Annotated in this window: 19 protein-coding genes; all 19 read right to left on the bottom strand. The window is 39.8% G+C overall.

Annotated features, from left to right (window positions below):
• Window positions 1–64: 64 nt before the first annotated feature.
• Entirely contained in the window at window positions 65–1,057 is a 993-nt protein-coding gene (locus ACFFRD_RS25560; protein ID WP_392478274.1) for a glycosyltransferase family 2 protein, read from the bottom strand.
• Between the two features lie 60 nt (window positions 1,058–1,117).
• On the bottom strand, window positions 1,118–2,320 hold the full coding sequence (locus ACFFRD_RS25555; protein ID WP_392478273.1) for a glycosyltransferase family 4 protein: 1,203 nt from the start codon (window positions 2,318–2,320) through the stop codon (window positions 1,118–1,120).
• Between the two features lie 70 nt (window positions 2,321–2,390).
• Window positions 2,391–3,230: a hypothetical protein gene (locus tag ACFFRD_RS25550; protein ID WP_392478272.1), complete on the bottom strand. Its 840-nt coding sequence runs from the start codon at window positions 3,228–3,230 to the stop codon at window positions 2,391–2,393.
• A gap of 89 nt (window positions 3,231–3,319) precedes the next feature.
• The gene (hepA, locus tag ACFFRD_RS25545; RefSeq protein ID WP_392478269.1) at window positions 3,320–5,161 is read right to left on the bottom strand and encodes a heterocyst formation ABC transporter subunit HepA; all 1,842 of its coding nucleotides are present in this window, start codon (window positions 5,159–5,161) and stop codon (window positions 3,320–3,322) included.
• Window positions 5,162–5,400: 239 nt separating this feature from the next.
• Window positions 5,401–6,120: a heterocyst development glycosyltransferase HepC gene (gene hepC, locus ACFFRD_RS25540; RefSeq protein WP_392478268.1), complete on the bottom strand. Its 720-nt coding sequence runs from the start codon at window positions 6,118–6,120 to the stop codon at window positions 5,401–5,403.
• Between the two features lie 636 nt (window positions 6,121–6,756).
• On the bottom strand, window positions 6,757–8,985 hold the full coding sequence (locus ACFFRD_RS25535; protein ID WP_114082311.1) for a polysaccharide biosynthesis tyrosine autokinase: 2,229 nt from the start codon (window positions 8,983–8,985) through the stop codon (window positions 6,757–6,759).
• Between the two features lie 125 nt (window positions 8,986–9,110).
• Window positions 9,111–10,211, bottom strand: coding sequence for a glycosyltransferase (locus ACFFRD_RS25530; protein ID WP_392478266.1), 1,101 nt, complete (start codon window positions 10,209–10,211; stop codon window positions 9,111–9,113).
• Between the two features lie 305 nt (window positions 10,212–10,516).
• Window positions 10,517–11,830, bottom strand: coding sequence for an NAD(P)H-dependent oxidoreductase (locus ACFFRD_RS25525; RefSeq protein WP_392478264.1), 1,314 nt, complete (start codon window positions 11,828–11,830; stop codon window positions 10,517–10,519).
• Between the two features lie 109 nt (window positions 11,831–11,939).
• A complete protein-coding gene (locus ACFFRD_RS25520; RefSeq protein WP_392478262.1) occupies window positions 11,940–13,184 on the bottom strand; it encodes a glycosyltransferase in 1,245 nt (414 codons plus the stop codon).
• A gap of 161 nt (window positions 13,185–13,345) precedes the next feature.
• Entirely contained in the window at window positions 13,346–13,900 is a 555-nt protein-coding gene (rfbC, locus tag ACFFRD_RS25515; RefSeq protein WP_114082315.1) for a dTDP-4-dehydrorhamnose 3,5-epimerase, read from the bottom strand.
• A 234-nt stretch (window positions 13,901–14,134) separates the two neighbouring features.
• Window positions 14,135–14,986 (bottom strand): phytanoyl-CoA dioxygenase, encoded by an 852-nt coding sequence (locus ACFFRD_RS25510; protein WP_392478261.1) that lies wholly within the window; start codon window positions 14,984–14,986, stop codon window positions 14,135–14,137.
• A gap of 49 nt (window positions 14,987–15,035) precedes the next feature.
• A complete protein-coding gene (locus ACFFRD_RS25505; RefSeq protein WP_392478259.1) occupies window positions 15,036–16,043 on the bottom strand; it encodes a glycosyltransferase family 2 protein in 1,008 nt (335 codons plus the stop codon).
• A 199-nt stretch (window positions 16,044–16,242) separates the two neighbouring features.
• Window positions 16,243–17,511, bottom strand: coding sequence for a methyltransferase domain-containing protein (locus ACFFRD_RS25500; protein WP_392478258.1), 1,269 nt, complete (start codon window positions 17,509–17,511; stop codon window positions 16,243–16,245).
• A 110-nt stretch (window positions 17,512–17,621) separates the two neighbouring features.
• Window positions 17,622–18,650 (bottom strand): NAD(P)-dependent oxidoreductase, encoded by a 1,029-nt coding sequence (locus ACFFRD_RS25495; RefSeq protein WP_114082320.1) that lies wholly within the window; start codon window positions 18,648–18,650, stop codon window positions 17,622–17,624.
• Window positions 18,651–19,094: 444 nt separating this feature from the next.
• Window positions 19,095–20,309 (bottom strand): L-2-hydroxyglutarate oxidase, encoded by a 1,215-nt coding sequence (lhgO, locus tag ACFFRD_RS25490; RefSeq protein WP_012407826.1) that lies wholly within the window; start codon window positions 20,307–20,309, stop codon window positions 19,095–19,097.
• 131 nt (window positions 20,310–20,440) lie between these two features.
• Window positions 20,441–21,214: a glucose-1-phosphate cytidylyltransferase gene (gene rfbF / locus ACFFRD_RS25485; protein WP_012407827.1), complete on the bottom strand. Its 774-nt coding sequence runs from the start codon at window positions 21,212–21,214 to the stop codon at window positions 20,441–20,443.
• Window positions 21,215–21,679: 465 nt separating this feature from the next.
• The gene (locus ACFFRD_RS25480; protein WP_392478254.1) at window positions 21,680–23,848 is read right to left on the bottom strand and encodes a tetratricopeptide repeat protein; all 2,169 of its coding nucleotides are present in this window, start codon (window positions 23,846–23,848) and stop codon (window positions 21,680–21,682) included.
• Between the two features lie 56 nt (window positions 23,849–23,904).
• A complete protein-coding gene (locus ACFFRD_RS25475; protein ID WP_114082358.1) occupies window positions 23,905–24,687 on the bottom strand; it encodes a PP2C family serine/threonine-protein phosphatase in 783 nt (260 codons plus the stop codon).
• A gap of 50 nt (window positions 24,688–24,737) precedes the next feature.
• A complete protein-coding gene (locus ACFFRD_RS25470; RefSeq protein WP_114082323.1) occupies window positions 24,738–25,412 on the bottom strand; it encodes a VWA domain-containing protein in 675 nt (224 codons plus the stop codon).
• Window positions 25,413–25,900: the final 488 nt, after the last annotated feature.

The raw sequence follows: 25,900 nt of genomic DNA, 5'->3' as shown, positions 1-25,900 counted from the left end.
TTCACAAAAGAAATGTTTTTACTTAGGGTAGGGGCAATTCATGAATTTCCCCTACAAGACTCTACTATTTCGACAATTCTATTAATTTATTTGCCAAAAATTGCGGAGTAAAGCTAAGACTTAGCGCTACTAAAGTTCGTGCATTAAATTTTTGTTTAGTCAGCGCCTGCCAAAAATAAGGACGTGCTACTGCTATCTGTTTACTTCGCAGTAAACCAATTCCCAAAGTTGTATTAGCCTCTAACCATTTCTGTTGAAAGTGCGTTTTAAATTTCTGTAACCGAGCGTCTTCCATAAAGACTTGATAACAAAACATTTCGCTTTTAGCTTTGCGGATTTTTGCTTGTACATCTCGACTACCACTGAGCATAGTATCAGTTTGCTCATGAGCGCGATATCGCGTCAGTCTTTCTGGATAGTAGTAAGCGCCATAACCCGATATACAACACAGGTAAGTTAAATATAAATCCCACATTCCGCCAACTTCTGGAGGAATACTATCCCAATCAACCAGATTATTGCGAATCAAACAAGATGCAGCAGTAGGTATACTTTTATCTACCAATCCAACTTTGTAGAAAGGTTGATAAATTCCTTCTTTAAGTTTATCTCGCTGATAACCACGTGTATTTTTTTCAGTCCCAGCATTATCAATCATGCCATTTGCATCTATGATATATTGGTCACAAAAAGCGAGAATTAACTCAGGATTTGCTTCGAGAACTGGTACAAGCTTTGCTAGAAAGTCTTCATTCCAGATATCATCATCATGAAGACTAGCAACATATTTACCTCGTGCCATATTGAACCCATGCTGCTGATTAGCAAGCATACCTACATTTTGCTGATGTCGCCAAAATCTAATGCGTGAATCACCAAAAGATGCCACAAGTGCTTGAGGATTTTCTAGACTGCAATTATCTGAAACAATAATTTCAATATTTTGATAAGTCTGTTTAATAGCACTAGCGATCGCTTGCTTGAGATAGTCTGGTCGGTTATAGGTAGGGATAATAACACTGACTAAAGGCTGTTGGCATTTTTGAGATAATGACATATTTTTTTCCTTTATATTTAAATAGATAGATAAAAGATGCACCTTTGGAGCAAACTAAGCTTATTTCACTTGAGAAATGCTATATAATTTTTTCGTTCTCGCAGGAAAGTCGGCTATTGTTTTTGCATAAATTGTTCGCAGATTATTTACATGAGCAGCCATTGTAAATTCCTTCATCAATAAAGCATGTCCTTGTTCGCCCATCTGCCGACTTTTTTGATAATCTTCATCCAAAGAATGAATAGCATCAACTAGCTTTTTGATATCATTACCTGGAACAAGAATACCTGTTTCTCCATCTCGTAAATGTTCTGGAATTCCTCCGACTGCACTACCAATTACAGGTCGATAATTAGAGTATGCTTCCAGTGTTACAAGACCGGCAGGTTCAGGCCAGACACTAGGAAAGATGACTGCAAAACACTGTTGATAAAGTTGATTGATCTTGTCAGCATCGCACCAACCATGCCAAGTGATCCGATTACTTAATCCGAGTGTGTTTGCTAACTTTTCTAACCGGGGTCGTTCCCAACCTTCTCCTGCAATATCAAGTTGAATTTGCGGATTTGTATGTATTAAGGTTTTAAGTAGCCATTCCAGACCTTTATCAGAAACAATGCGACCAACAAATAAAATTCTATGATTTTGGTGAACTTCTAAGCTTAGGGGAGCGGTCTTTATTTGTGGTACAGAAATACCACAGTGTAGGGTTACAGTTTGCTCAGAAGGTACGCCGTTTTTAATTAACTCTTGACGCACGTATTCGCTATTAGCGACAAAAGTAATTTTTACCTTTTTTAAGGTATCTAATAACTGATGAGTAATTTGAAGTTCTTTAAGAGTCCTTAACGGTCTACGGCTACCACATTTATCTACTAACTTACCCCAAGTACAACCTAAGTAAGAAAAGTTGCGATCGCAGATTGTCCGTTGCCCTGCTAAATACTTTGTGCCACTAGGACAGTACAATGAGTGATTATGAACACTAAAGACAGTAGGACATTCGCCTGTAAGCTGCAATAGTAAATCTGGGCTGTGGATGTGCAGCAGCTTGAATTGGCTTTGGTCAACACCCTTGAGCGATTTTATCACGCGATCGCTAACTTCAGGTGGTCGATGTTCAAACAGAGAAGCTAAATAAGTTTCAACACCTCCGCCTTCACCTACATCAAAATTGGAGCATTGATAAATTAGGTCTTCTTCAAAAATTCCTCTATGCAAGTGTTTATTATCTTGTTTGGCTTCATTGATTGAGTTAAGCATTAATCACCATCTGTCTTTACGTTACTATTAGTTAGATTCCTCATATCAATAGAGGCTTATCTTCATCAACTTATATGCCAACATTAAACCAAAGCTTGTGTCTAACATCGCTCACATAATGCCTGAGAGCAATGTTTTTACTTGCAGATTTATCTGGATAAATAAACTGATCTTCTACATTGAGAACATATTTATTTGAGCATAGAGCTTTACCATGATTGTGGTGCATGGTCAAATGTACAATTGTTTGCTCAGTAAAATAACTAGGAACTTCTGGAAGATTTGCTAAACGTTCGATGGCAAAACTCCAGTCAAATTCATGCCTAAATAATATAAATCCACCATTGACCGGATTTGACTTTTCAGACTCATCATAAATAATTCGCTCGTCAAGCGACATCGAACAATCAGGTAGATAAAGAGAGTATTTATCATCCGACTTGCTCAAATCAATTAAGTCAATTCCGCCAGGAAAAAATAAAATATCTGAATCAGTGTAAATCGTAGTACCATTAACAGGAATTGACATCAATGCCGACAACTTTCTGCCCATTGGATGCAGTTTGGCATAATCAAGAACACATTGAGGTAAATCTGTTCTCAGGAAGTTTTGTAAAAGTATTACCTGAACGCAGGGATGAATGCGGCGGAGTAAATTACAACTAGAATCAGTATAACTGCCATCGGAAACTACAGTAAATGTCTCTGGAATGCCGACATGACGAATGAATGAGCGAATACTTGCCACTTGTTCTGGTAAATCGCGTTCGCATGATAAGGCATAGATACTTACTGGAACTTGCCGAGCTTGTTTAATGGGAATATTGACAATCTGAGAAATGGCTGATTTATATAGAGAACGATTAAATTTACCCTGAATTTTAGCAGTGTGGTATCCTATATTTACCATTTATTTTTCCTTTTTAAAATTATCAATAACTGAGTAGGGAAATGAATTCGTAATTTACAAAATATAAATTACGAATTACGAACTACGAATTACGAATTATAGTATTGCATCTGGTGATATTCCCACAGCTTGCCTTGGCGTGCGAGTAATTCTTGATACTTGCCTTGTTCTACTATCCGCCCTGCTTCCAAGACCACAACTTTATCTGCTTTCGCAATAGTAGAAAGACGGTGAGCGATCGCAATTACTGTTCTACCCACAGATAGCTTTTCTAGTGAATCTTGAATTAAGCGCTCGGATACAGAATCTAAGGCGCTAGTTGCTTCATCCAAAATCAAAATTTCTGGGTTCCGTAATAGTGCCCGTGCGATCGCAATTCGCTGTCTTTGTCCTCCAGATAATCTAACACCCCGATCTCCTAATTGGGTATTAAAACCTTCGGGCATTTCTAAAATAAATTCCAGCGCATTTGCTAATTTAGCAGCTTCTTGAATTTGCTCATTAGTGGCTTGTGGAGTCCCATAAGCAATATTTTGCCAAACATCAGTATTGAAAATAAATGTATCTTGACTGACGACAGCTATTTGACGACGTAGAGAGTTAATTTCAAACAGTCTTATATCAACTTCATCGAGATAAACATTTCCCTCTGTAGCATTATAAAAGCGAGGGATTAAATCAGCCAGAGTTGTTTTACCAGCACCAGAGGCTCCGACTAGTGCGGTCATTTTGCCCTTCTCAATAGTTAGGGTAATGTTATGTAGCACTATATTCTGGTCATCGTAACCGAAATCTACAGATACCAAATTTATTGCCCTTTCTAAAGCCTTAAACTGAAGTTTTCCATTCTTAAAATAATATTTATCATCACTTTTCAACAAATTTTTAATGTTGTCTGCCGAGCCATGTAGAGTACTAAGAAACGCTCGTGTACCATTAATATCTTGAACAAACGGGATGAAGCGAAATAGCACAAAGAAAAATGTTAGCAAAGAAGCAACTTGTAGCGTTCCATTACTAACCAGGCTAGTGAATGCCAAAATAATCATTCCCACCAACACTGTAGTAGCGACCCCTTCGGCAATTGGCTTGACAAGTGTCCAAGTGAATACAACTTTAGTTGTAGAACTTACTACCTTGTCGCTAGCTTTGTAGTAACGCTGGCGTTCAAATTCTTGAGTACCACAAGAATGAACAGTGCGAATGCCATTAATAAATTCTATGGCTGTTGATGTAAAGTTAGCATTAGCAGTTGTCATGCCAAAACTGGATTCTCTAACTCTGGCATTCAGATTAGATAACCCTACACCTAACAGTGTAAATAGTAACGCTGAAATTATAGTTAGTTGCCATGATATCAAAAACATTGAGATTAAGTAGACAAGAGTTGTTATTCCTCTAGTTACTAAAAATGCTGCACCACTAAAACCCTGTCTAATTTTTTCGATTTCTGTGGTTATTGTGTTAATTAGTTCACCAGAACGAGTTTTGGCAAAGTAACTTAACGATAAGGATTGTAATTGTTCAAAAATTTGCTTGCGTAAGCGATCGCCAAAATGCAGTTGGGATAATTCAGTATAAACTAGTCCAAAATAATTGAAAGCGACACGTAACCAAGTACTTAATAATATCAGTGAGGATATGCGGTATAGACGGTTAATTGATGATGACTTAGATCCTAAAACTAAAGTATCAAACCATTCTATTCCTGTTTGGACAGGTTGAGCATTTGGACTAGTTAAGCTTTGTAAGAATGAGAGTAAAAAACCAATGCTTACTCCTTCAAAGGTTGCTGCTAAAATTGAGAATGTCAGAGCTAAAATTACTATTTTGCGAAAGTGTTTAAATTCTCGCAATATCAAATAGTTGTCTTGCCAAAAGCTGGAAGCTTTGAGCAGACTACGGAATTTTTGAGGGAGTTGAGAATTCATTGATTTTATAATAATAGTTTGGGAAGGTAGATAGACTGCTATGGATCGATATTGGGGAGTTAAGGGTTAATTCTTTTTTTGAACGTAGACGCTTCGGCTTGCCGCAGGCTACCGCAGAGGCGCAGAGAACACAGAGGAAGAGAAGGAAGAAATGCTTAACTGAACTGTATTGCTACGTAAGCAATTTTTGCGTTAGTCTCGGTGCGGTAGATGAAATCATCAATTACCGCACAGATGTATTACAGGGTTTGGCTATCTAGATGTAAGAGGTGAGACTGTGCTTCTAGTTCCCAAGAAGGTTTAATTTCTGGTAGTTTATTTAGCTGTACTGCATCTTCTAAAGTCCAACCATGAGATCCAGTCAAACTCATGTCACCGCGCAGCACGTTAAATAACTGGGGCAGATTGTCGAGATTATATTTACCCATCCAATACGCTAGTGGTGTGATATTGTGCGTACAAAATTTCATTGCTTGAAAGAGTTTACCCCGTTCTCCAACACGCCATTCACGACAAAAAAGCGATCCTGGTGAGTAAACCTGCATTAATGCCATCAATCCCAACATGACTGGACTTACTAATAGCAGCAATACTAAAGCAGCAATCCAATCAATTAATCGCTGCAATTGTCTCCAGGGTTGATTAAAAGGTTTATTGCCAGCAGGTATGCTTAGGAATATTGGTTTTTGAGCTTCTTGACACGCATCTGCCCAAAACTTCAGCAAAGTCTCACCCAGCTTTGGATCTATGCTTACCAAACTTACTGGAGAATGTTGTAAGCATTCTACTAGCGATCGCTTACTATCTAATGCAGGCAGATATGGTTGTTTCACTTGTCCAGGCTGCTTCACCAACAACTGACCCCGCCGCCACAGGAGTGTGCAGTACCCACGATTATCTTGGTGTTCCTGGGTTACATCATATAAATTCTCTAGAGATGGAATTATTGAAGCTGTCATAATGTCTTTGGGTTTATACAGGAGTGAATTACTGAGGCGTTATCAAAGGCTATCAATGCCAAAGACCCAAATCCGAATCTTGTTGTAAGTCCAAAAAATTGGAGATAATTGAGGGCAAAATATGTTATTGCTATTTGCCACTCAGCCAAGTACATATCGTCCAGAAGTTTGCTGGTGTAGAGGTTTACAAATCAACGTTACTATCAATATTCATGGGTAATCGGTATTTTCCGGTAACTACTGAAAGTAGAAATATGTAGAGGGAAATTACCCATAAATTTATATCTACGTTTAATTGCACTGAGGTGTTTCTTGTATCGATAAATTTACCAAAACCAGTCTGCTCTTATCTTCTAGCCTTTGTGAAGTGCTTTGATCTCTAGAATATAAGACTATTTAGGAATAGCGATCGCTCAAATAAATTCTTTATTTACTCTTTAAAGAGCCAGTAATTTCTCTGAAAACCCATAAAGATCGCATAAATATACTAAAATTTTCCTGATAGCAATAAAATTAAATTTGTTCATAAAAAAGTAGGGTAGCACAGATGTGCTACCCTACCATATGTTGCATTTAAACTAATTTAGATTCCCGACTTAATATAAAGAAGTCAGGGATCAATCGTAGCCGTACTAGCTACTTTTCTACAGCTTGGCGTAGAGCCAATTGCTGTTGTTTGATATAAGGTACGTAATTACTGCTAGAGTTTGATACCCCATTAGCTACAACCCCAATCAGGTTTAACTTACTTAGCATTGCTGTAGCCTGAGTCAACTGGCTTCGTGTCACAATACCAATGCTTGCCACCATGACCACGCTACGACAAGATGATGCAGTAAGCATGGCATCCACCAAACCAAGAACTGGGGGAGCATCTATGAGTACCAAATCATAGTTTTCCTCAAAAGCTGCCATCAATTGCATCATTCGGGGAGAACTCAACAGATTAGCTGGGTCAGCAGGTTTGGGCCCAGCAGTTAAAATATCGATGTAGGCGGAACCTGCGTATTGAAGACTAATCTGGCTGGGTAGACTTGCATCACTCGCTAGTAGAGTTGAAAGCCCCTGTTCATTAGGAAGATTCAGTTGGTGGTGCAGGCTGGGATCGCGTAAGTTGGCATCAATTAGTAATACCCTTTTGTGTAAACGGGCAGCACTCATCGCTAAACCTAACGCCAAAGCTGACTTACCCTCATCTGGTAAAGCTGAGGTAATCATCAAAGATTTTAAGTTAGCAACAGTATTTAAAAGTTCAATGTTTTTGTAAATCAGATCCAGCGATTCCCAACGCGGTGGAGATTGCAATACCTGAATTGTCCAAGGGGCGAGAACTTCTGGCTTGCCAAAGGGCAATTTAATCATTGATTCTCTGGGTTTAGCTGGCGGCAACTTGGGGGTTGTTCCTAACAAAGGTAGAGCCATTTGCTTCTCTAACTCAGCAGTGGTATGAACCGCATCATCAGCCGAATCTCGAATAAAGGCAGCAATGCCTCCTAACATCAACCCAACCACAGCACCTAACAGCAAGTTCTGTTGGAGATTGGGGCCTAATTGTGCGCCTTTTTGGGGATCTTCTACCACTTCCCAATTAAATCCACCCTTGGAAAGTTCTTGCCGCAATTGCTGTTCTGCTCTTAAAAGCTGCTCTAATCTTTCACGACTAAATTGCAACTGCGGTAGCATCCGATTGTAATAAGCCAAAAGAGGCGGGAAGCGTTTGATTTCCAAACGTAGCTCGTTTTCTTTCTGAGCTAAACTTTGATCGCGGGCAGTTAAAGCAACTATAGTTGTCTGCGTTTCTACTAGCTGACCAGCAAGGCTAAGATCAATTTGCCCAAGTTGTCCTTTTTCAAGAAGAGAGTCTCCAGATGTGAATGCACTAGCAGACTTTTCGCCTAAAGTTCTTCCTACTTCTTGTTGCAATAATTCCTTCTGTCCCTGAAGCTGTTCTTTGAGCTTTTGCACACTTGGAGTCTGATCTGTAAAGCGTAAGCGTTCTTGTGCTAGTGCCAATTCGCTTTTTTGGATTTCGTTTAGTAAGCCTTGATAGCGAGTAGACTGACTCAGACGAGAAGCAACTAAAGCATTTTGAGGAGAACGGTTAAGTTGTTCTTCCAAAGATTTTTGGCGTGCTAAGGCTTCGCCATACTGAGCGCGAGTTGTCTGTCTTTCTTGAGCAATATTATTCAAAGCTGTCTCAATCGCTTTGGCCTGTGACTCTGGATCAATTAAGTTCTGATTTCTGCGAAACCTTTGTAAATTAGTTTCAGATGCGTTTACTTCTTCACTGGCTTTACTTAACTGTTCCCTAATAATTTGCAGACCTTTTTGTAACCGCGAAGTCTGCTGTTGTTTGTTATATTCCAGATAAACTTGTCGAATTGCGCCCAGAACTTTTTGTGTCTTTTCTGGATCTCCAGCAGTGTATTCGACTTGAAAGATTTTTGTAGCGACATTATCTTCTTTGCTTCTCAATTGAGTTAAGACTAAAGAAGCTTTAATTTCACCTGTACTGATATCTGGATAATCAGACTGAAGTTTATCAACTGCTTTTTGGATAAGTCCAGAACTCTGCATCAAGTTAAGCTGAGTTGCTGTATCTATGACAATATTAGAGTCGGTAAACTGGCTATCTACCCCTGCTCCTTCTTTTTTACCTTGATAGTTAGATTCTACTAGCAGTTGCATTGAACTTTTATAAGTCGGTTTAGTTTTTAAAGTTACGATGCCTGCTATAGCAATAGAACTAATTAATACTGCTAAAAACCAAGGAAATCTTCGCACAAATACGGCAAACAATTGTCCGTAACTTGGTTCAGTTTCAGAGGCTGGATTTATTTGAGGATTTAGACTAGTTTGAACCACTTTTATTATCCTTGTCTTCAAGACTTACGCTAAGAGATATCCCAAGGAGTACCTATTTTTTAACAACCCGCCGAGGACGAGATATAAAATAATAGGTAATCTTATAGTGTCAAGAGATTCCAAAATCAAATGAATATTTGATGCTCGCCACAAGCCTGGTTAATAATTTGCTCAACTTTCCCAAAGAAGGCATTCTCTGAAAAGTTTGCTACTGCATGATTACGGATGCGATCGTAATCCCAAGAGATGCCATTGGCTTCTTGTAATGCAATTTGTAGAGATTCGGGTGTTTGTCTTTTGAAAAAGACTCCTGTTTCACCTGGTATTTGAGTATCTATTACTCCGCCTGCTCCATAAGCTATGACTGGTGTGCCACTAGCATTAGCCTCTACTGGAACTAACCCATAATCTTCTAAGGCTGCGACAATAATAGACTTGGCTTTGGAAAACAAGTCTTTGCGGGTTCTATCACTTACGTGTCCCAAGAACACAATATTTTTTAATGCTTTGGATTTTAACCGTTCTAGTTCTGGCCCGTCACCTGATATTAATAAGTGCCATCCTAGCCAGTTAAAAGCTTCGACTATTATATCAAGGCGTTTATAGCTAATCATCCGGGCTGAAGCCAGATAATATTCATCTTTTATATCGGAAAAAACAAATTTACTAGTATCAATTGGATAGTTTACCATCATTGCCTTTTTGCCATAAATACTTTCAATACGGCGGGCAACAACACTAGAATTAGCAATGTAAAGGTCAGGTTCCTGTGCATATTTCAGGTCTACCTTTCTCATTACTTGAAATACTTGTTCGATTAAAGGTGCAAAATATCTATAGTCTCCGTACTCTCTTAAATAGGTTGCTGTATCCCATAAGAAACGGGTGACATTATGGCAAAAGCAAATGTGGCGGGCGTTGGGGTTTTTTCGTACTGCTTTGGCGAAGCTGGTGCTACTGCTAATAATTAGATCGTAGTCTTGCAGATCCAAGGAGCGAAAGGCAGGAAAGTATAGAGGAGCCATTGACCTGAAATACTTTGCTGCACCAGGGATTTTTTGTAAGAAGGTTGTGTTAACGATGCGATCGCCTAGATCAATAGTTTTTTGAGGATCGTACAGAGATGTGAAAATGTCTGCTTCAGGATAACGCTTACAAAGCAGTTCAAATACACGCTCTGCCCCACCTCGCTGGGTTAAATAATCGTGGACTAGAGCAATTTTCATGAATTTGACCTAAAGTTTTGATCGGGTTTGTTTCAAGGCTCCCCAGCAAGTTATTATCAACAACTTTAGTGTCCCGCAGTATAGCTTCCTATCCTCTTGACGAAATTCTGGCGAGAAATATGTTGGTAGGGCTTCGGAGATCCCCCCAACCCCACTTAAAAAGGGGGGCTTTTTGTAATTTTTACCCCCTTAAAAAGAGGGTCGCCGCAGGCGGGGGGATCTGATCCGAAACGTATTAGAGGTGTACAGCTAGCTGTACACCCTTACAGCCAATTTATTTGTCGCAAATATTTTTGGAATCGATATTACCCAACTGCTACCAAGATTTTTTCTGGGGCGAAATAATTGTTTTGCTCAGTTCTTAGTTGGTCGCAGAGTCTGCCTTCAGGTAATTCTACATCCTCATAAGTGAGGACTTGATCCTTAGAAATATCCCGTTTCAGGCGACATCCTTCAGCTAAACCAATTGGTAGGAGATTTTGCTGTTGGACGATATTGGAATTCTCACATTGTCCGTAGGTCATGTAGTAACCGATGCCATCTAGGGTTTCTCCAGCTTTCAGGTCGATTTTGGCGGTGGTGACAACATCTACTAATGGGCCTGCTAGCGGAGACATAACGGCATCACCGAAGAGGACAGCACGCGCTACAGACAAGGGAACTTCAAAATGACAGAGGTGATAAGGAGTATAGAAGCTGTAAAGTGGGCCTTCGCCTAATTTGTATAAGTTGAGATAGTGGCGTTGCTTGGGGTCGTCGTGAGTGGCAAATACATATACGCCTGGGCCTGGTTTTGCTCCAACTACATAATCGACAATACCACCCAGTTCTTTGAGTTGTTCAACATCATATAAATGGGTCATTTCCTCGACATAACCGTTGAAGTCATATCCCAACATTCCCCGTTTGGCGACTTTCATCCCTGTGGCATTGGCAACGATCGCTTGCTCAAAGGAAATTTTGGTTCCGTCAGCGAAGCTAGCCACCATGTGGGGCTTTTGACCCCAACGTTTAGCAAATCCTTCCTGGGTGGTGGGATTGCGATAGGGGTCTTGGAGTCCTTTAATGTTACCGCACAATAAGGGAGTTAAACCAATGCTTTTTACAAAGCGGTAGAGGTTCATTTGCACCCCTGGCTGATCGCCATCACAGGCACTGAGAATGACACCTGCTTTGTCAGCATAGACTTTGAGGATGGGGCCAATGGTGCCGTCGAGTTCGGCATTCATCATGATCACATGTTTGCAATGAGCGATCGCTTCCATTACGATGTGAGCGCCAAATTCCACTGCACCTGTGACTTCGATTATGGCCTCGATGCCCTCAGCCCGACACAGTAACTTAGCGTCTTCTGTGACTGCATACTTACCGTTTGCGATCGCATCTTCTAATTCGCTGACAGTTGCAACAACTTGAATATCTTCAATTCCTGCTTCCGAATAAGCTTGTTTAGCTGCATCAATCTTGCGATTGGAGATAGCAACTAACTCCATTCCTGGCACTGAATTGACAATTTGGTTGGCAATTCCTCGACCCATAAAACCAGCACCAATCATTCCCACCTTGATAGGATTTCCTGCTGCTGCACGGGCTTGTAAGGCGCGATCGATAATAATCATGAACTAAACTCCTTTTTGGAACTGTTGGTTGTGATACAAATTCTCTATAAACTTGCACTTAATGATTTTTTACAGCTAAATATTAAGTACATTTTCATTGGAATTAAAATTAGCGATTGCTAGTAACTGGTTGTTTGCTAGATGATGTGGAAGCAGTATGTTTTTTCTGGCTGTGATTTTCGATAATTTGCTCCACAACATTTCTGTAAACTTGGGCAAACTTTTCTTTGGTATGATTTGCTCTTGCATATTCCCAAGCCTTCAGAGACATCATCTGTAGATTTTCAACAGGCAAATTAGAAATACTTCTAACTTTTTCCTTAATTTCTTCAAGGGAAAGGTTATCAAAAATCACACCAAAATTGTGAACATCAACACCAGATTCGTAGCTTAAAATGGGAATTAACCCAGCTTGTAAGCAACTAATTACCGCTCCTGACTGTCCTTCAGAAACGGAAGGATAAACCAGCCCTAGGCAGTTATTTGTAACCTCTATAAAGTCAGGGCTACTAACATCAATCCACCCATAAGTGTGAATGTTAGGTGTTTCGTACAGTTCTTTATAGAAAGCTTGTTCAAATTCTTTGTCATTACTTACCGGGCCACAAACTGTTAAATGGTATTCCGGCATTTGGGCAAAGGCATCTAAAACTAAATCTAATCCTTTAAGGACTAAAGCACTACCACCAAACCACAGAAAACGTTTTCTTACCGCTTCAAAATCTTTCTTGTCAGGATAGGGATAAACAACAGGCGAAGAAATTGGGATACGATACATCGGTTTGTTGGCATACTTGAATGTATCAGTTGTGAAATCGTTACCCAACACAATAGCACAATCGGCATACTCAATTCCCAAGTTAGGAACTTCAAATCTCTGTGGTTTTAAAGTTACACCTTTGCGCTGTTGTACTTCTAAAAGCCTGTTGCATTCGGCTGCATTGCGAAACACCATATTTGCAATGTCAACATGGAAAATTTTGATGCAATCTTTATTGAGTTTTGGTGCAAGTGCTTCCATCCGATGACGGATATCAATGAAAAATGCGTAGTGCTTTTGCGGAACGAATTTATCATTGTGGAACTGGATAACATCAACGTTATAGCCCAAGTCTAAAAAAGTTTGGGCTATTTGCCAAACTTCCCAGTACCAAGTATGGTCATTAGGCATTGGCTGACCAGGTTTTAAGAGAAATGGCTCAATCCGATAAGAAAGAAGTACATTCCCCTTAGAAGGCTGTTTCGGTTTTAGAGAAACAACCTGTAATGTTTTCGCGTAATTAATCCGAGCTTGAACTTTGTTGGAAACAAAAGATATAGTATTAGCGATACGAGATAGAATCTTATTTGACATTTATTTCTACCTTATTTCATTAACTTAATACCTCAAAATTTAATTAGTAATTGATAGTTGTATCTACATCAATTCTAATTTCTTTCTTTCTTTCTTTCTTTGCTTTGCGTTCTTTGCGGTTCGTTAAAAATAATTTTACGAACCATTTAATACCCCTATATTTATCTAGAAGTACCGCCAACAGTCATCATTCTCAACAAAGGCCAACTCAAATCTTTCTCAGATATTTCAGTCACATCTAGAGGCCAATCAATGGCAAAGAATGGGTCATCATAGCGTAAACCTCTTTCATACCCTGGCGTGTAAAATTCGCCTACTTGATATACAACTTCCGTCTCATCTGTAAGTGCTTGATAGCCGTGAGCAAACATTTCTGGAACATACAAAGCGCGGCGGTTTTCTGGTGTTAGTTCCACCCCAATGTGGGATAAAAAGCTAGGAGATTCAGGACGCATATCAATAATTACGTCATAAATAGCGCCTTTAGTACAGCGAATTAGTTTTGTTTCTGCTGCTGGCAGAATTTGATAGTGCATTCCCCGGATAGTGCCTTTTTTGTAGTTAAAAGACAGGTTACATTGGGCAACTGTTGGCTTTAATCCGTGGGCTTCAAATTCTTGAGCGCAGAAAGACCGAGCAAAAAAACCTCGGTGGTCTGGCTTTTCTTCTAAGTCAATAATGAATGCGTCTTTGAGTTCGGTTGCGGTGAAAATCATTATGATTCCTTTGAGATGAATGTTGATACTTGCTAACTGCTTAACGAACCACAGAGACGCAGAGGGCACGGAGATATGAGAGTTTGAGAGATATTTTGTGTCAGTTATAAACCTACAAATTTGGTTTTCTGGTATTTTTAAATTGACACATAAACCCTTATTTCTACCTTTACATGAAGCTAATTCTCTTTCTCTGTGTTCTCTGCGCCTCTGCGGTTAATTAAATTTACGTTTTTAATTCGAAACTTTAACTGCATCAGATGCAGAATGTAACTCTACTCTGGGATAAGTATCATCCCAGTATTGGGTGCAGAGGTCTGGCCGTTCAGGAGGATTGGCGGTGTAACAAAAGAATAGTGTTGACCGGTCTTCTGTACGAACTGTGCCGTGATGTAAAGCATTTTTCGTATCTACAATAATGACCGTACCTGCTGGGCCTGGGCAGGATTTCCAAGCTGATTTGGGGATGACTGGTTTTACTTGTTCATCGTCGATACCCATATAGCCTGACTTCCAAAGTTTGTAGTAAAGTCGAAAATAATTCCAACTAAATAAGGAAGTTAGAGAGCGGGGGATGTATTGAAAAGGCCCAGTTTTTTCTTCTACATCATTCAAGTAAATAATGATTTTGATAATCCGTCGGTCTTCTGCATCACTATGCCATAGTAGTGTCCCAAACTGATATTTGCTCTTGAAATCTTTGCGTAAATGTACACCATGAAAAGCAATTGGAAGACCGATATAATTTTCGATGATGTTGAGTAGTCTTTTCTCTACCCCCCAGGCATAAAATTCTGGTAAACCTGTAACTGTATAAATTTGTGGCAACCTTTCATCTAGATGCTCATTGGTGGGATTTTCCATCTGAAGCAATTGATGGTGAGCAGCTTTGAGCAGTTCGGAGCTAGAGTCGAACCCTAAATCTGCCAAATTGGTGACGCAAACACCATCTTTTTTGAGAGTCTTAAGGATGTTGCGATCGCTTCCTGCTAATGCTGGCAGATTTTTGCTATGCTTCCAACGAGCTAGGTAATATTCAAAGTCAGATGAGAGTGTAGTTATTTTGCGTTTAATCGCGTTGAACATGGCGCAAATCCTTCTCTGATTGATATATAGTTGTTAGTAATTAGGTAGTTTATGGCTTATAGGTACGTACTTCTTCAGTAGATATTTCGCTTGATTCTGCTAAACCGAATTCTTTAGAAACCATCACATCAAAAGCACATAAGCTGACTAAAGCCAAAAATGGAACTACTGTTTTGATGGCGGACATCGGCCATCTTCTTAAAGCACCCAAGAAAACTTTTAAGTTGACTTCTTTACCATTCTGCAAAAGCATCCGTCTACAAAATTGCTTAGAATATCCACTTTGCTCTAATTTCAAAATCACTTCGGGGATGTGTTTGTATTGCATTAACAGTGCTGATTGTGGTTCTTTCTGCCAATAACTGACACCAACAATACATTCTAAAAAAGTCTCTTTAGTGACAATTACACTCCCATTAGCAGCACAATATCCGGCTAAATATGCTAAAGATATCCAGTTATTCTCAGCATCTTGCCAATCTTGTAGAGCGCGTTTTACTAAGTCAGTGCGATAGACTGTAGCAGTCAGAAAAATGACTGCACCGACACTTTTTGAAAAACAATGTTCAAATATGGCTTTACCATCACCCTTAGCATCTTCACTATCAACATCAAACCAGCGATTTCCAACTATTTTTGGTGGATGAACTGGTTCACCAGTAATTTGGTTACGACCAGAAAAGTTGAGGAACAATAATGATAAATCTTCGTGTTGTCTGAGTTTGCTAATCACATAAGCAATTGCTCTATCTTGAATTGGGTCATCATCGCCAATTGTCCAAACATATTTTGTTGTTGTAGACTTTAGGCAATACATAATATTTTTAACTACGCCTAAATTCTTTAGATTCTTATTTGATTTAAATGTAATATTGTTAAGTATCGCTTGCCATTTTTGGATTACCTCTTGAGTATTATCTGTTGAACAATTATCGGACACTAAAATCTCACATTCATCTTCAAAACCTTTGATAGCTTTAGCTAACCATGTTAGCTGTTTATCAAGTAATCCGGCACGATTATAAGTGGGTATGGCAATAGTCAGGAGTTTATTCATATTAAGCTTAAAGCTATAGTTAAAAGGCTATTAACAACAGCTTGTTTATTAACAAGCTGCTTTTAAGTTGATTTTTTGATATTTGGTAACAAAAGCTTTATGAAACTACGCCTTTTAATTACTTTTTACCTATTCTCTATGCTCATATTGAAAACAATAAAATAGTAATAAAAGGCGCTTTTTGGGTTATATTTAGTAATTACGACGCTATTAAAAGCCTATCCGGAATAGGAGACGGATAGATTTTTACTTCAGGAATTGGTACAACAAACTGTCCACCCCACTCGCCAATAAATGCCATTTGCTCCATAATTTCCTCTTTGAGATTCCAAGGTAAAATTAGGACATAATCTGGTTTAGTTTCGCGGATTGTGTCTGGTTCAAAGATGGGAATATGAGTCCCAGGCAAAAATAAGTCTTGTTTGTAAGGGTTGCAATCGACTGTGTAATCAATAAAATCTTTCCCAATCCCACAGTAATTAAGCAATGTATTGCCTTTGGCTGGTGCGCCATAACCAACAATTGATTTCCCTTCTGCTTTTGCACTCAAAAGGAAATTTAATAGCTTATGCTTTGTTTGTTTGACTTTTTCGCCAAATGTAATATAAGTCTCTATCCGATGCAGTCCAGCAGCAATTTCTTTTACTTTTAGATGGCTAATTCGGTCACTAATATCAGGACTATCAGCATCGTCATGTTTGGCATAAATTCTTAGTGAACCGCCATGAGTTGATAATTCTTCCACATCAAAAAGTTGCAAATTGTGTGCTGCAAAAATCTTTTCGATAGTCAGAAATGAGAAGTAAGAAAAATGCTCGTGATAAATAGTATCAAATTGATTTTCTTGAATCAATTGCAAAATGTGAGGAAACTCCATCGTCAAAATACCATTCGGTTTGAGGATGAGTTTCATTCCAGCTATGAAATCATTTAAATCTGGTACATGAGCTAAAACATTATTGCCTATCAAAAGATCGGCTAGTTTTCCTTGTATCACAAGTTCTTTGGCAGTCTCAACCCCAAAAAACTTGTTGATACTAGGAATACCTCTATCTTGAGCTATCTTAGCTATATTTGCGGCTGGTTCTATTCCTAAAACTGGGATTCCCTTTTCTACAAAATATTGCAGTAGGTAGCCATCGTTGCTGGCAATCTCAATAATTTGATTATGATGATTAAAGCCAAATTTATTTACCATCATATCGGTGTAAGCTTTAACGTGTTTTAGCCAACTTACTGAGTAAGAAGAAAAGTAAGCATAATCGCTAAAAATATGATCGGGAGTTTCAAATTGTTCTAATTGAACTAAAAGATTGTCTTCAGAAACATAAGCATGGAGTGGATAAAATTTTTCGGCATGATTTAGCTGTTCTGCTGTCAGATAAGCATTGGCTAAAGGTGACATTCCTAAATCAATAAAGGTTTGGTGCAGAGGTTGACCACTAAAACGACATTTTGCGTTCGCCATAAATTTCAACTCACTGATTACAAATAATTTGATGGATGAAATAAGTCCGAACCAAATATTGTTGATTCGGAAACTTAGATTATTTCTTCTTTGCTGATAGGCAACTCTATCTACTTTTTATTCCAGAAGAAATCTTTGTCAATCTGCTCGGTGCGGATTAGATACTCTAGCTGTTTTAAGCGAGTAAATCCTCTAAATAAGAAAGTGTCTTCAGCCATATCTATTTGGCTAAATAAATCAAATAGCTGCTGGGCACCAAGTCGGGCATTCCAATCACATTTAAATCCGGGGAGAATTGTGTTGATTTTCTCGAAGGATACCCGATAGCTGCGGTTATCTGAGCCGTTGTCACCAAAGGACAATTTACAATCTGGGAAAATGTCAGCAATAATTTCTGCGATTTCTTTGACACGATAGTTGTTTGCTGTGTCTCCCACGTTGAAGATTTGGTTATGTACAATATCCCGTGGTGCTTCTAAAGCACAGACTATTGCTTTGCAAATATCCAGTGCGTGGACTAATGGCCGCCAAGGCGTACCATCACTGGTCATTTTGATTTGTTTGCTAGTCCATGCCAACCCAGCTAAGTTGTTTAAAACAATATCAAAGCGCATTCTGGGAGAAGCACCAAAGGCTGTGGCATTCCGCATAAAGGTGGGAGAGAAGTCATCGTCAGCTAGTGGTGTGACATCCCGTTCTACCAAAGTTTTGCACTCTGCGTAGGCTGTTTGAGGATTAATTGGGGATTCTTCTGTGACATCACCTGCGGTAGCAACACCGTAGACACTGCACGAAGACATATATACAAAACGACGCACACCCATAGCTTTAGCTAGGCTAGCGAGACGAACTGAACCTATATGATTTATTTCGTAGGTAATATTGGGTGCTAATTGTCCGGCTGGGTCGTTGGAAAGTTCCGCCATGTGAACTATTGCTTCAACACCTTCCAAATCGTCAGGGGTGATGTTGCGGATATCTTTGTTAAGGGTTTTAGGTGTTACCCCATTAGCGTTGTATAGCCAACCAACTTTATAGAAGCCGGTATCTAGACCGATAACTTCATGTCCACGTTCAATTAACAGAGGCGGTAATAATGAACCTAGATAGCCTTCTGTTCCAGTTACTAATATTTTCATTGTGGTTAACGCCTTTGTATTGATGAGTTAAATTTTTCGTTTAGTAGGGATGCACAGATGTGCGTCCTAAAGGGTGTTGCATCCAAGAGGGAACCGCTATATTTTTCGTTTGTATGCAATAATTTGACCTCTCTCTAAACCTCTCTCCTAAGAGGAGAGAGGCTTTGAATCTTGCTCCCATTCCCTTGTAGGGAAGGGGTTGGGGGTTAGGTCATTGGACTCAACCCAGAAACGCTATATATAACTCGGCTAACAGTCATTACATAGTTTGCCGACTTACCTATTGGGTAACAGCACTCTATAGCGGTTCTTAATTGATGCACTACACTTTTTTCTTGTGAGATAGGTATCTTACCCGTCTCTTATATTTCCAGGCTGGAAAAGATGCCCACTATACAAGATTCATCCTTTTATTCAGCAGCCCGGAAGTAATAACAATGTTATCTATGCAGTTACTGCAATATCTAGATGCGAGGGTTGGGGAATTTCTGCTACGAGCGCTTTGCCGATTTCTAGAGAAGATGTGGCAGCTGGAGAAGGAGCATTGCAAACATGGATGGAGTTTTGACCGGAAACAATCAAAAAGTCGTCCACAAGTTTGCCGTCGTTCATTAAAGCTTGAGCGCGAACTCCTGCGTGGGTGGGAACTAAGTCTTCTGCTTGGACTTCGGGAATTAGTTTTTGCAAACTTCTGGTGAAGGCTGCTTTACTAAAGGAACGAATGATTTCTTGGATGCCTTCATCAGCGTGTTTTGCTGCCAATTTCCAGAAACCTGGATAGGTGACGACTTCAAGGAAATCTCGTAAATCAAAGTCGGTTTTTTTGTAACCTTCGCGTTTGAGGGATAGAACCGCGTTTGGCCCTGCGTGAACGCTACCATCAATCATCCGGGTAAAGTGGACACCCAGGAAGGGAAAATCGGGATTGGGAACTGGATAAATTAGTGTCTTGACGAGATAGCGTTTTTCTGGGGTGAGTTCGTAGTATTCTCCCCGAAATGGGACGATTTTGGCTTGAGGTTCAACTTTACCTAATTTGGCGGTGCGATCGCTATGCAATCCCGTACAATTAATTACAAAGCGGGTTGCAAAGTTACCTTTGTTTGTTTCTAGTACCTGATTTTTACCACTTGGGGAGATTTTCAGAACTTTTGTATTGAGATGCAAATCTCCACCCTGCTGTTGAATTAGCTGGGCATATTTCAAACAAACTTGCTTGTAATTAACAATCCCAGTTGAGAATACCCGAAGCCCACCTACGCATTTTACGTGAGGTTCAATTTCTCTGACTTCTTCGGGGCTGATTCTCTTAACTTCTATACCATTGTCTAAGCCGCGTTGGTAGAGATTTTCTAGACGTGGTAGTTCTTGTTCTTCTGTTGCAACAATGACTTTACCACAAACTTCATGTTCTATTCCATGCTCTTGGCAAAACTCTACCATAGAGCGAGAACCATCACGACAAAATTTAGCTTTGAAACTCCCTGGCTTGTAGTAAATACCAGAATGAATTACCCCGCTATTATTGCCGGTTTGGTGAAATGCCCATTGACTCTCTTTTTCTAGTACTAAAATACGCGCATTGGGATAGCGTTTTCCTAAAGCCAATGCTGTAGAGAGTCCAACTATTCCCCCACCTATAATCGCAAAATCATACATTAGTATTATCGCACTTAAAATTACAGTAAATTTATTTGTCATTAGTCATTAGTCATTAGTCATTTGTCATTTGTCATTTAACTTCTGAATTCTGACTTCTGACTCCTGACTTCTGACTTCTGACTTTCTTTCTACCATGCCTTCCAAGGAGCCTGACTGCTTTTCCATAGCCCCTCTAGATAGTTTTTATCGCGTAAAGTATCCATCGGTTGCCAAAAACCATCATGTTTGAAAGCAGATAGTTGTTCCATATCAGCTAACTTTTCTAATGGCTCTTGCTCCCATACTGTAGAGTCATCAGCAATCAAATTGATTACTTCTGGTTCTAACACAAAATAACCGCCATTAATCCAAGCTCCATCACCTTCAGGTTTTTCCCGAAAGCTGGTAATTTTAGTTTGCTCATATCCCAAGGAAATGGCTCCAAAACGTCCGGCTGGTTGAACAGCTGTGAGTGTTCCTAATGTATTTTGTTCTTTGTGAAACTTCACTAGCTCGGTGATATTAATATTACTTACACCATCACCATAAGTAAAGCAAAAGGTCTCATTACCAAGATGTTCCCTGATTCGCTTTAAGCGTCCACCTGTCATGGTATTATCACCCGTATTGACTAAGGTAACACGCCAGGGTTCTGCATAACCAGAATGCACGTTCATCTGGTTAAATCGCATATCAAAGGTAACATCTGACATGTGTAAGAAGTAGTTAGCAAAATACTCCTTAATTATGTAACCTTTGTAACCGCAACAAATTATGAAGTCATTAATGCCGTGGGCGGAGTAAGTCTTCATTATGTGCCAGAGAATTGGCTTACCACCAATCTCAACCATCGGCTTGGGTCTGATACTAGTTTCTTCACTGAGGCGTGTACCAAGACCTCCAGCCAAAATCACCGCTTTCATGCAATTACCTCGGAGATTTGTAGGGATATTATTATTTGACTTTTCGACATGAAGAGGATGCACTTAGATAGAGAAAAATTGATTTCTAATTTGTTTTTCTCCGTCAACAATCTAACTGTAATTTCCCCCGAAATTATAAAGGAAAGATAAATTAACATCTTTTCTATATAAAAGCTCTATGAATATCTATAAACATGAGATTGAAGAAGAATTCAGAAGTCAGAATTCAGGAGTCAGAATGAATCAGTGGATTCATCCACCAGTCGCACAAAATTCATTATGTTAGCGGATAGCTAAGGTTTAGCCCATTCTGGCTCCTGACTCCTGAATTCTATTTCGATAAATTACTTAATTAAATAAAAATGTTACCAAATAAATAACTAGGGCTAGATGATGCTAACCCTAGTTAGGCTTGATTGCTCCAATCAAAACCGATGATATGCGAGTAAAAAAACTTACTTGTTTTTAGTTAGTTTTTTCCAAATTACTTGAGCTTTGAAATAAAGGATCGCATTTGTTTTCTACGACTACACATAAGTTACTGAGTGCTTGCTGATAATTATCCATATCATCTTGCTCAAGAAACATTTTGGCAGATGCCTGTACATCTTCGATCGCTTTCGCCTGATTTTTGTTAGATTCACTACCACCATATTGTGCTAGTTCATAACGAACCATACCTCGTTTGAGATATACTTTTGCTAATTTAGGGCTTAGGGTTAATGCTTGGTTAAAGTCAGCGATCGCTTGATTGTATTCTTGTTCATAATTGCTGCTATATTGAGCAATTTGATAATAGACAACACCTCGCTGAAAATAAGCTTCTGCTTTCGATACATTACGTTTTATAACCTGAGTGAAATCTGCGATCGCTCTTTTGTAAGCTTGTTGAGATTCACCGCTATATTTAGCCATTTGGGTGCGGACAATCCCTCGTCTGATATAAGCTTCAATTTCGTTCTTATCCAGACCGATAGCTCGATTATAGTCTGCGATCGCTAGGTTATACTCTGTATCAGGATCGTTGCTATATTCGGCGAGCATATAGCGGGCATTACCCCGATTCACAAGGGCTTTGGTTTGATTGGGATTGATTTTAAGAGCTTGACTATAATCTGTAACTGCTCCTTCGTAGTCTTTGAGGTTATAGCGGGCATTGCCCCGATTTACAATTGCTGTGGTATGTGTTGGTTGTTGTTCAATTGCTCCGGTTAAGCTGGCAATTGCTTTTTCGTAATCTCGGTCTTTGTAAGCAGTTTGACTCTGCTGATAGTAATCAGCGAAGCTGAGTTTATTAATTGTCTGGCGAGACTTTAATGTTTGTTGAGTGTAAGAATTTTGGGAAACCAACGGCTGAGTAAATTTAATCATTACGTCGGCATATCCCAATAAACCGAAACCCAGTAAACAACAAATAACCGGGTACAATTTTGACTTCTTGGAACGTTTATAAGATGAACCACTTGGGGTAATTACTGGCTGCCAATAATTACCTAAGTGCGGTGACATACTGCGCTGGGGAAAATGCGGTGTCTGGGTGTAGCGCTTTTTGGCTTTGATTCGCGGTTGGAGATGTTCTCTCGCTTCTATGGCCCGATGTGATGGGAAGGGGTCGCGTCCGCCTAATCGCACGGTACGTTCACACCACGGACAGCTACGCATGTGGTTGTTGTAGCGATGCTGGGGATTTGTGGTGCAGGTAATTAAAGAATCTTCGGCTTCAGCGATAGCTGAGAGCCAAGTCTGGGCATTGGGACGCAACTGTGGGTTGTTGTGACCGTCTTCAAAACAACGGACAAATAGTTCTTGTAGGCTGGGATGAAGAATTTCCCAAGGGGGTGCAATGGGGGTAGGTAGGTAGGGTACGTACCGCTTTTGGCTATAAGTGAAATGCCCCGATGCAATGCGGGCTTCGTAGGGCGGTGGCTCAATAGAGCCTTGAAAAATCCCCGAAAATGGGTGAGTGCCTTCCATTAAGAGTTGGAATACCAGCACTGCTAACCCAAATAAATCGTGAGAAATTTCGCGATCGTGTTGAGCAAAAGTTTTATTCTGTAGTTCTGGTGGCGTAAACTCTGGTTTTCCGACTGGGCAGCGATAAACAACATTGCTGTTGGGGTCGAGTACTTGGAAAGAGTCTGTGTCTATCAAAGTCACTAGTGCGGTGTCACTGACGAGTATATTTGACTCGTTGACATCACCTATACAATATCCACTAGCGTGCAAAGCGGCAAAAGCTGCCGCCAAGTTACGAGCCGTGCGGAGCAGGTACTGATAGTTGAATAGGGGACAGTGTTGACGACGGGTTCTGGGGTTGTAAAAGTCGATGATTGGACGCATCCCCTGAATCCGTGGCATCAAAAAGCCCAAGATGCTATTTTTGCCATCTGGTGTCCGCAATAAATCCTCTGGCCAAGCGATAGAGATATGACCCAAACTAGCTGTCGGGTTTTCTGGCGGGTTGGCAAGCATCGCCTGTAATTTATCGGCATGGGCTGTAGTTGGCTTGTGGTAAATCTTCGCCACCAAGTCATTATCAGATGGCACTGCATAAACACAAGCTTCACCGCCACGCCCCAAACTGACATTGAGGCTGAGGATTTCTTTTCTAGGGGAACAACGTAGTACCTGCATAATGAAATTACCGCTAACGGAAGTTATTTAAGATGTGAAACCTGTAAATTGATTGCTCATGAGTCGTTGAATGCAGCTATAATGAGTGTCAAATCATCATCAGTGCGTTGTGTAATTCGGTCTGAGCGTAAAAACTTTACTAACTGCTCCTTCGCTTCTGTCTTATCTTCGGTATTAGCTACAAATTCAAACAGTGGAAAAAAGAATGGTTTGTGGGGTTCTCCAACAACCATATTCAAAGCCAGCATTTGTAGTCCGTCGGTGATGATACCAACATTAACTATGTCGGTGCGCCATAATCTCATCTGCGCTGTATCTAAGGCCGTAGGAGAAGTTAAAAAAGTGGTTTCGTTGATGTACTCGCCGCTATCAGGTATAGTTAGAGCGAGGAGATTGCCAGTGCTATCTTTTGCCACTGCCAAACCATCACCTATTTGCACTACAGCTACAACTTCTGGTGTGGCAACCATCATAATTAAGGTAGTTGCTAGGTCTTGAGGTTGTTTGTCACAAGTAGCCGCTTCAGCCTCCACAGCTTTTTTGGCGGCTAGTATGGCATCATTTAAGAGCGATCGCACAAACGCATCATCACTCAAAACTTTTTGGGTGATTCCTCTGCTAGAAATGCTTTCTATTGCTGTCTCCACAGCAATCATCGCTCCCACTTTCCCAAGGCTAGCAGAACCCGCGCCATCTGCTGCGGCTGCCACCAAAACATTATCAGACAATATTTGCCAGTGATGAGCATCCTGACATAACTGCTTGTTTTTTAAGTGACTTGTACCACATACCGACGCAGCCACAATCCGCCATTGAGCAATCTGTTTTGATATTTTCATAGATTTTTTTTCAACAGCTCGCTGTGTCAACATCAAGCTGCGATTTTTAATTAAACAGTCCCCCAACCAATCGGCGGTAGTGCTACCTGTTCGTCTACCTGCGAATGAGAAACAGCTGACATACTAGTTGATAGCCAGACAAACATCTCGATGAAGTTTAGTCCTTTGAGTTTCAAAGGTGTACGTACAGTTATTTGATTTAAACGTGTCATATTCGCATTTTCTACACCCACCGTAAAAAATGCTACACGCTTGTTCGCCTCATCTCCCTGTAAGCGCACAGATGCTTGCTCCACTACATTCTCTAACTCACCTTGGGGTTCTCCATCGGTAATCATGAATACCCAAGGACGATAGTAAGCAATCCCATTGGTACGATACTGAGATTTCCGCTCTTGAATTATGTCCAAAGCTTTATGAATGCCTGCACCCATTGTAGTCAAGCCCTGTGCCGTTAAAATGGGCGGATTAAATTGATCGGCAGTCACAAAGTCTTGTACTACATTGACATTACTATCAAAAGTGACGATCGCCACTTCTACACGTCTTGCGGCTAAGGAATTTTTGACTAATTCATCCTTTAGACTGAGCAAACCCTGATTTAAAGCCTCAATCGGATCTCCTTGCATCGAACCAGATGTATCTAGTAAAAGTACACAAGGACAACGAGGTTCTGGGTTCTCAGCAAATTCTACTACTTCATCAAGTCTTAATGTATCATGCATAACTTTTTGTGTTATGTTAAAGTTCAAAGCTTTATTTCCTTTTTGTCCGAGTATATAATTTCAGCCGTCGAGGTCACTACAGAATATAGTATCTAGTGGTAGATGCTCTAATCTTTATTAAACAAATTATTTTCATGAAGTTCTCAATATATTTTTTAAGAAAAACTTGAGTACAGCTTAGTTTAGCAAAAAAGAGTTTATCAAAACCCAGTGTTACCTGTTGTAATGTATCTACCAAAAATTTATATCCATTAAACCTACAGTACAATAAATACGTAAACTTTCCCAGATAAGTTTTTAAAGATTTTATGTAGAAGAATTTTTCCTTTACAGAAAAATTATTAACCATAATTAATATCTTTAGCTCCAGAAGTATACCAGCGTAACTGCTTTAACGTGGAATCAAATTTGCCTGATTTTTGTGAGTAGGCATAAATAAACGTCATTACTAAGGTCTTAAGGTAAGAGTTGTCAGGAGTTGGTAAAAT

The sequence above is a fragment of the Nostoc sp. C110 genome (assembly GCF_043099725.1).
In the GTDB taxonomy this organism is placed as follows: Bacteria; Cyanobacteriota; Cyanobacteriia; order Cyanobacteriales; family Nostocaceae; genus Nostoc; species Nostoc muscorum_A.
Note: the sequence above shows the minus strand (reverse complement) of the source record. Positions and strands in the feature narration are given on the sequence as shown.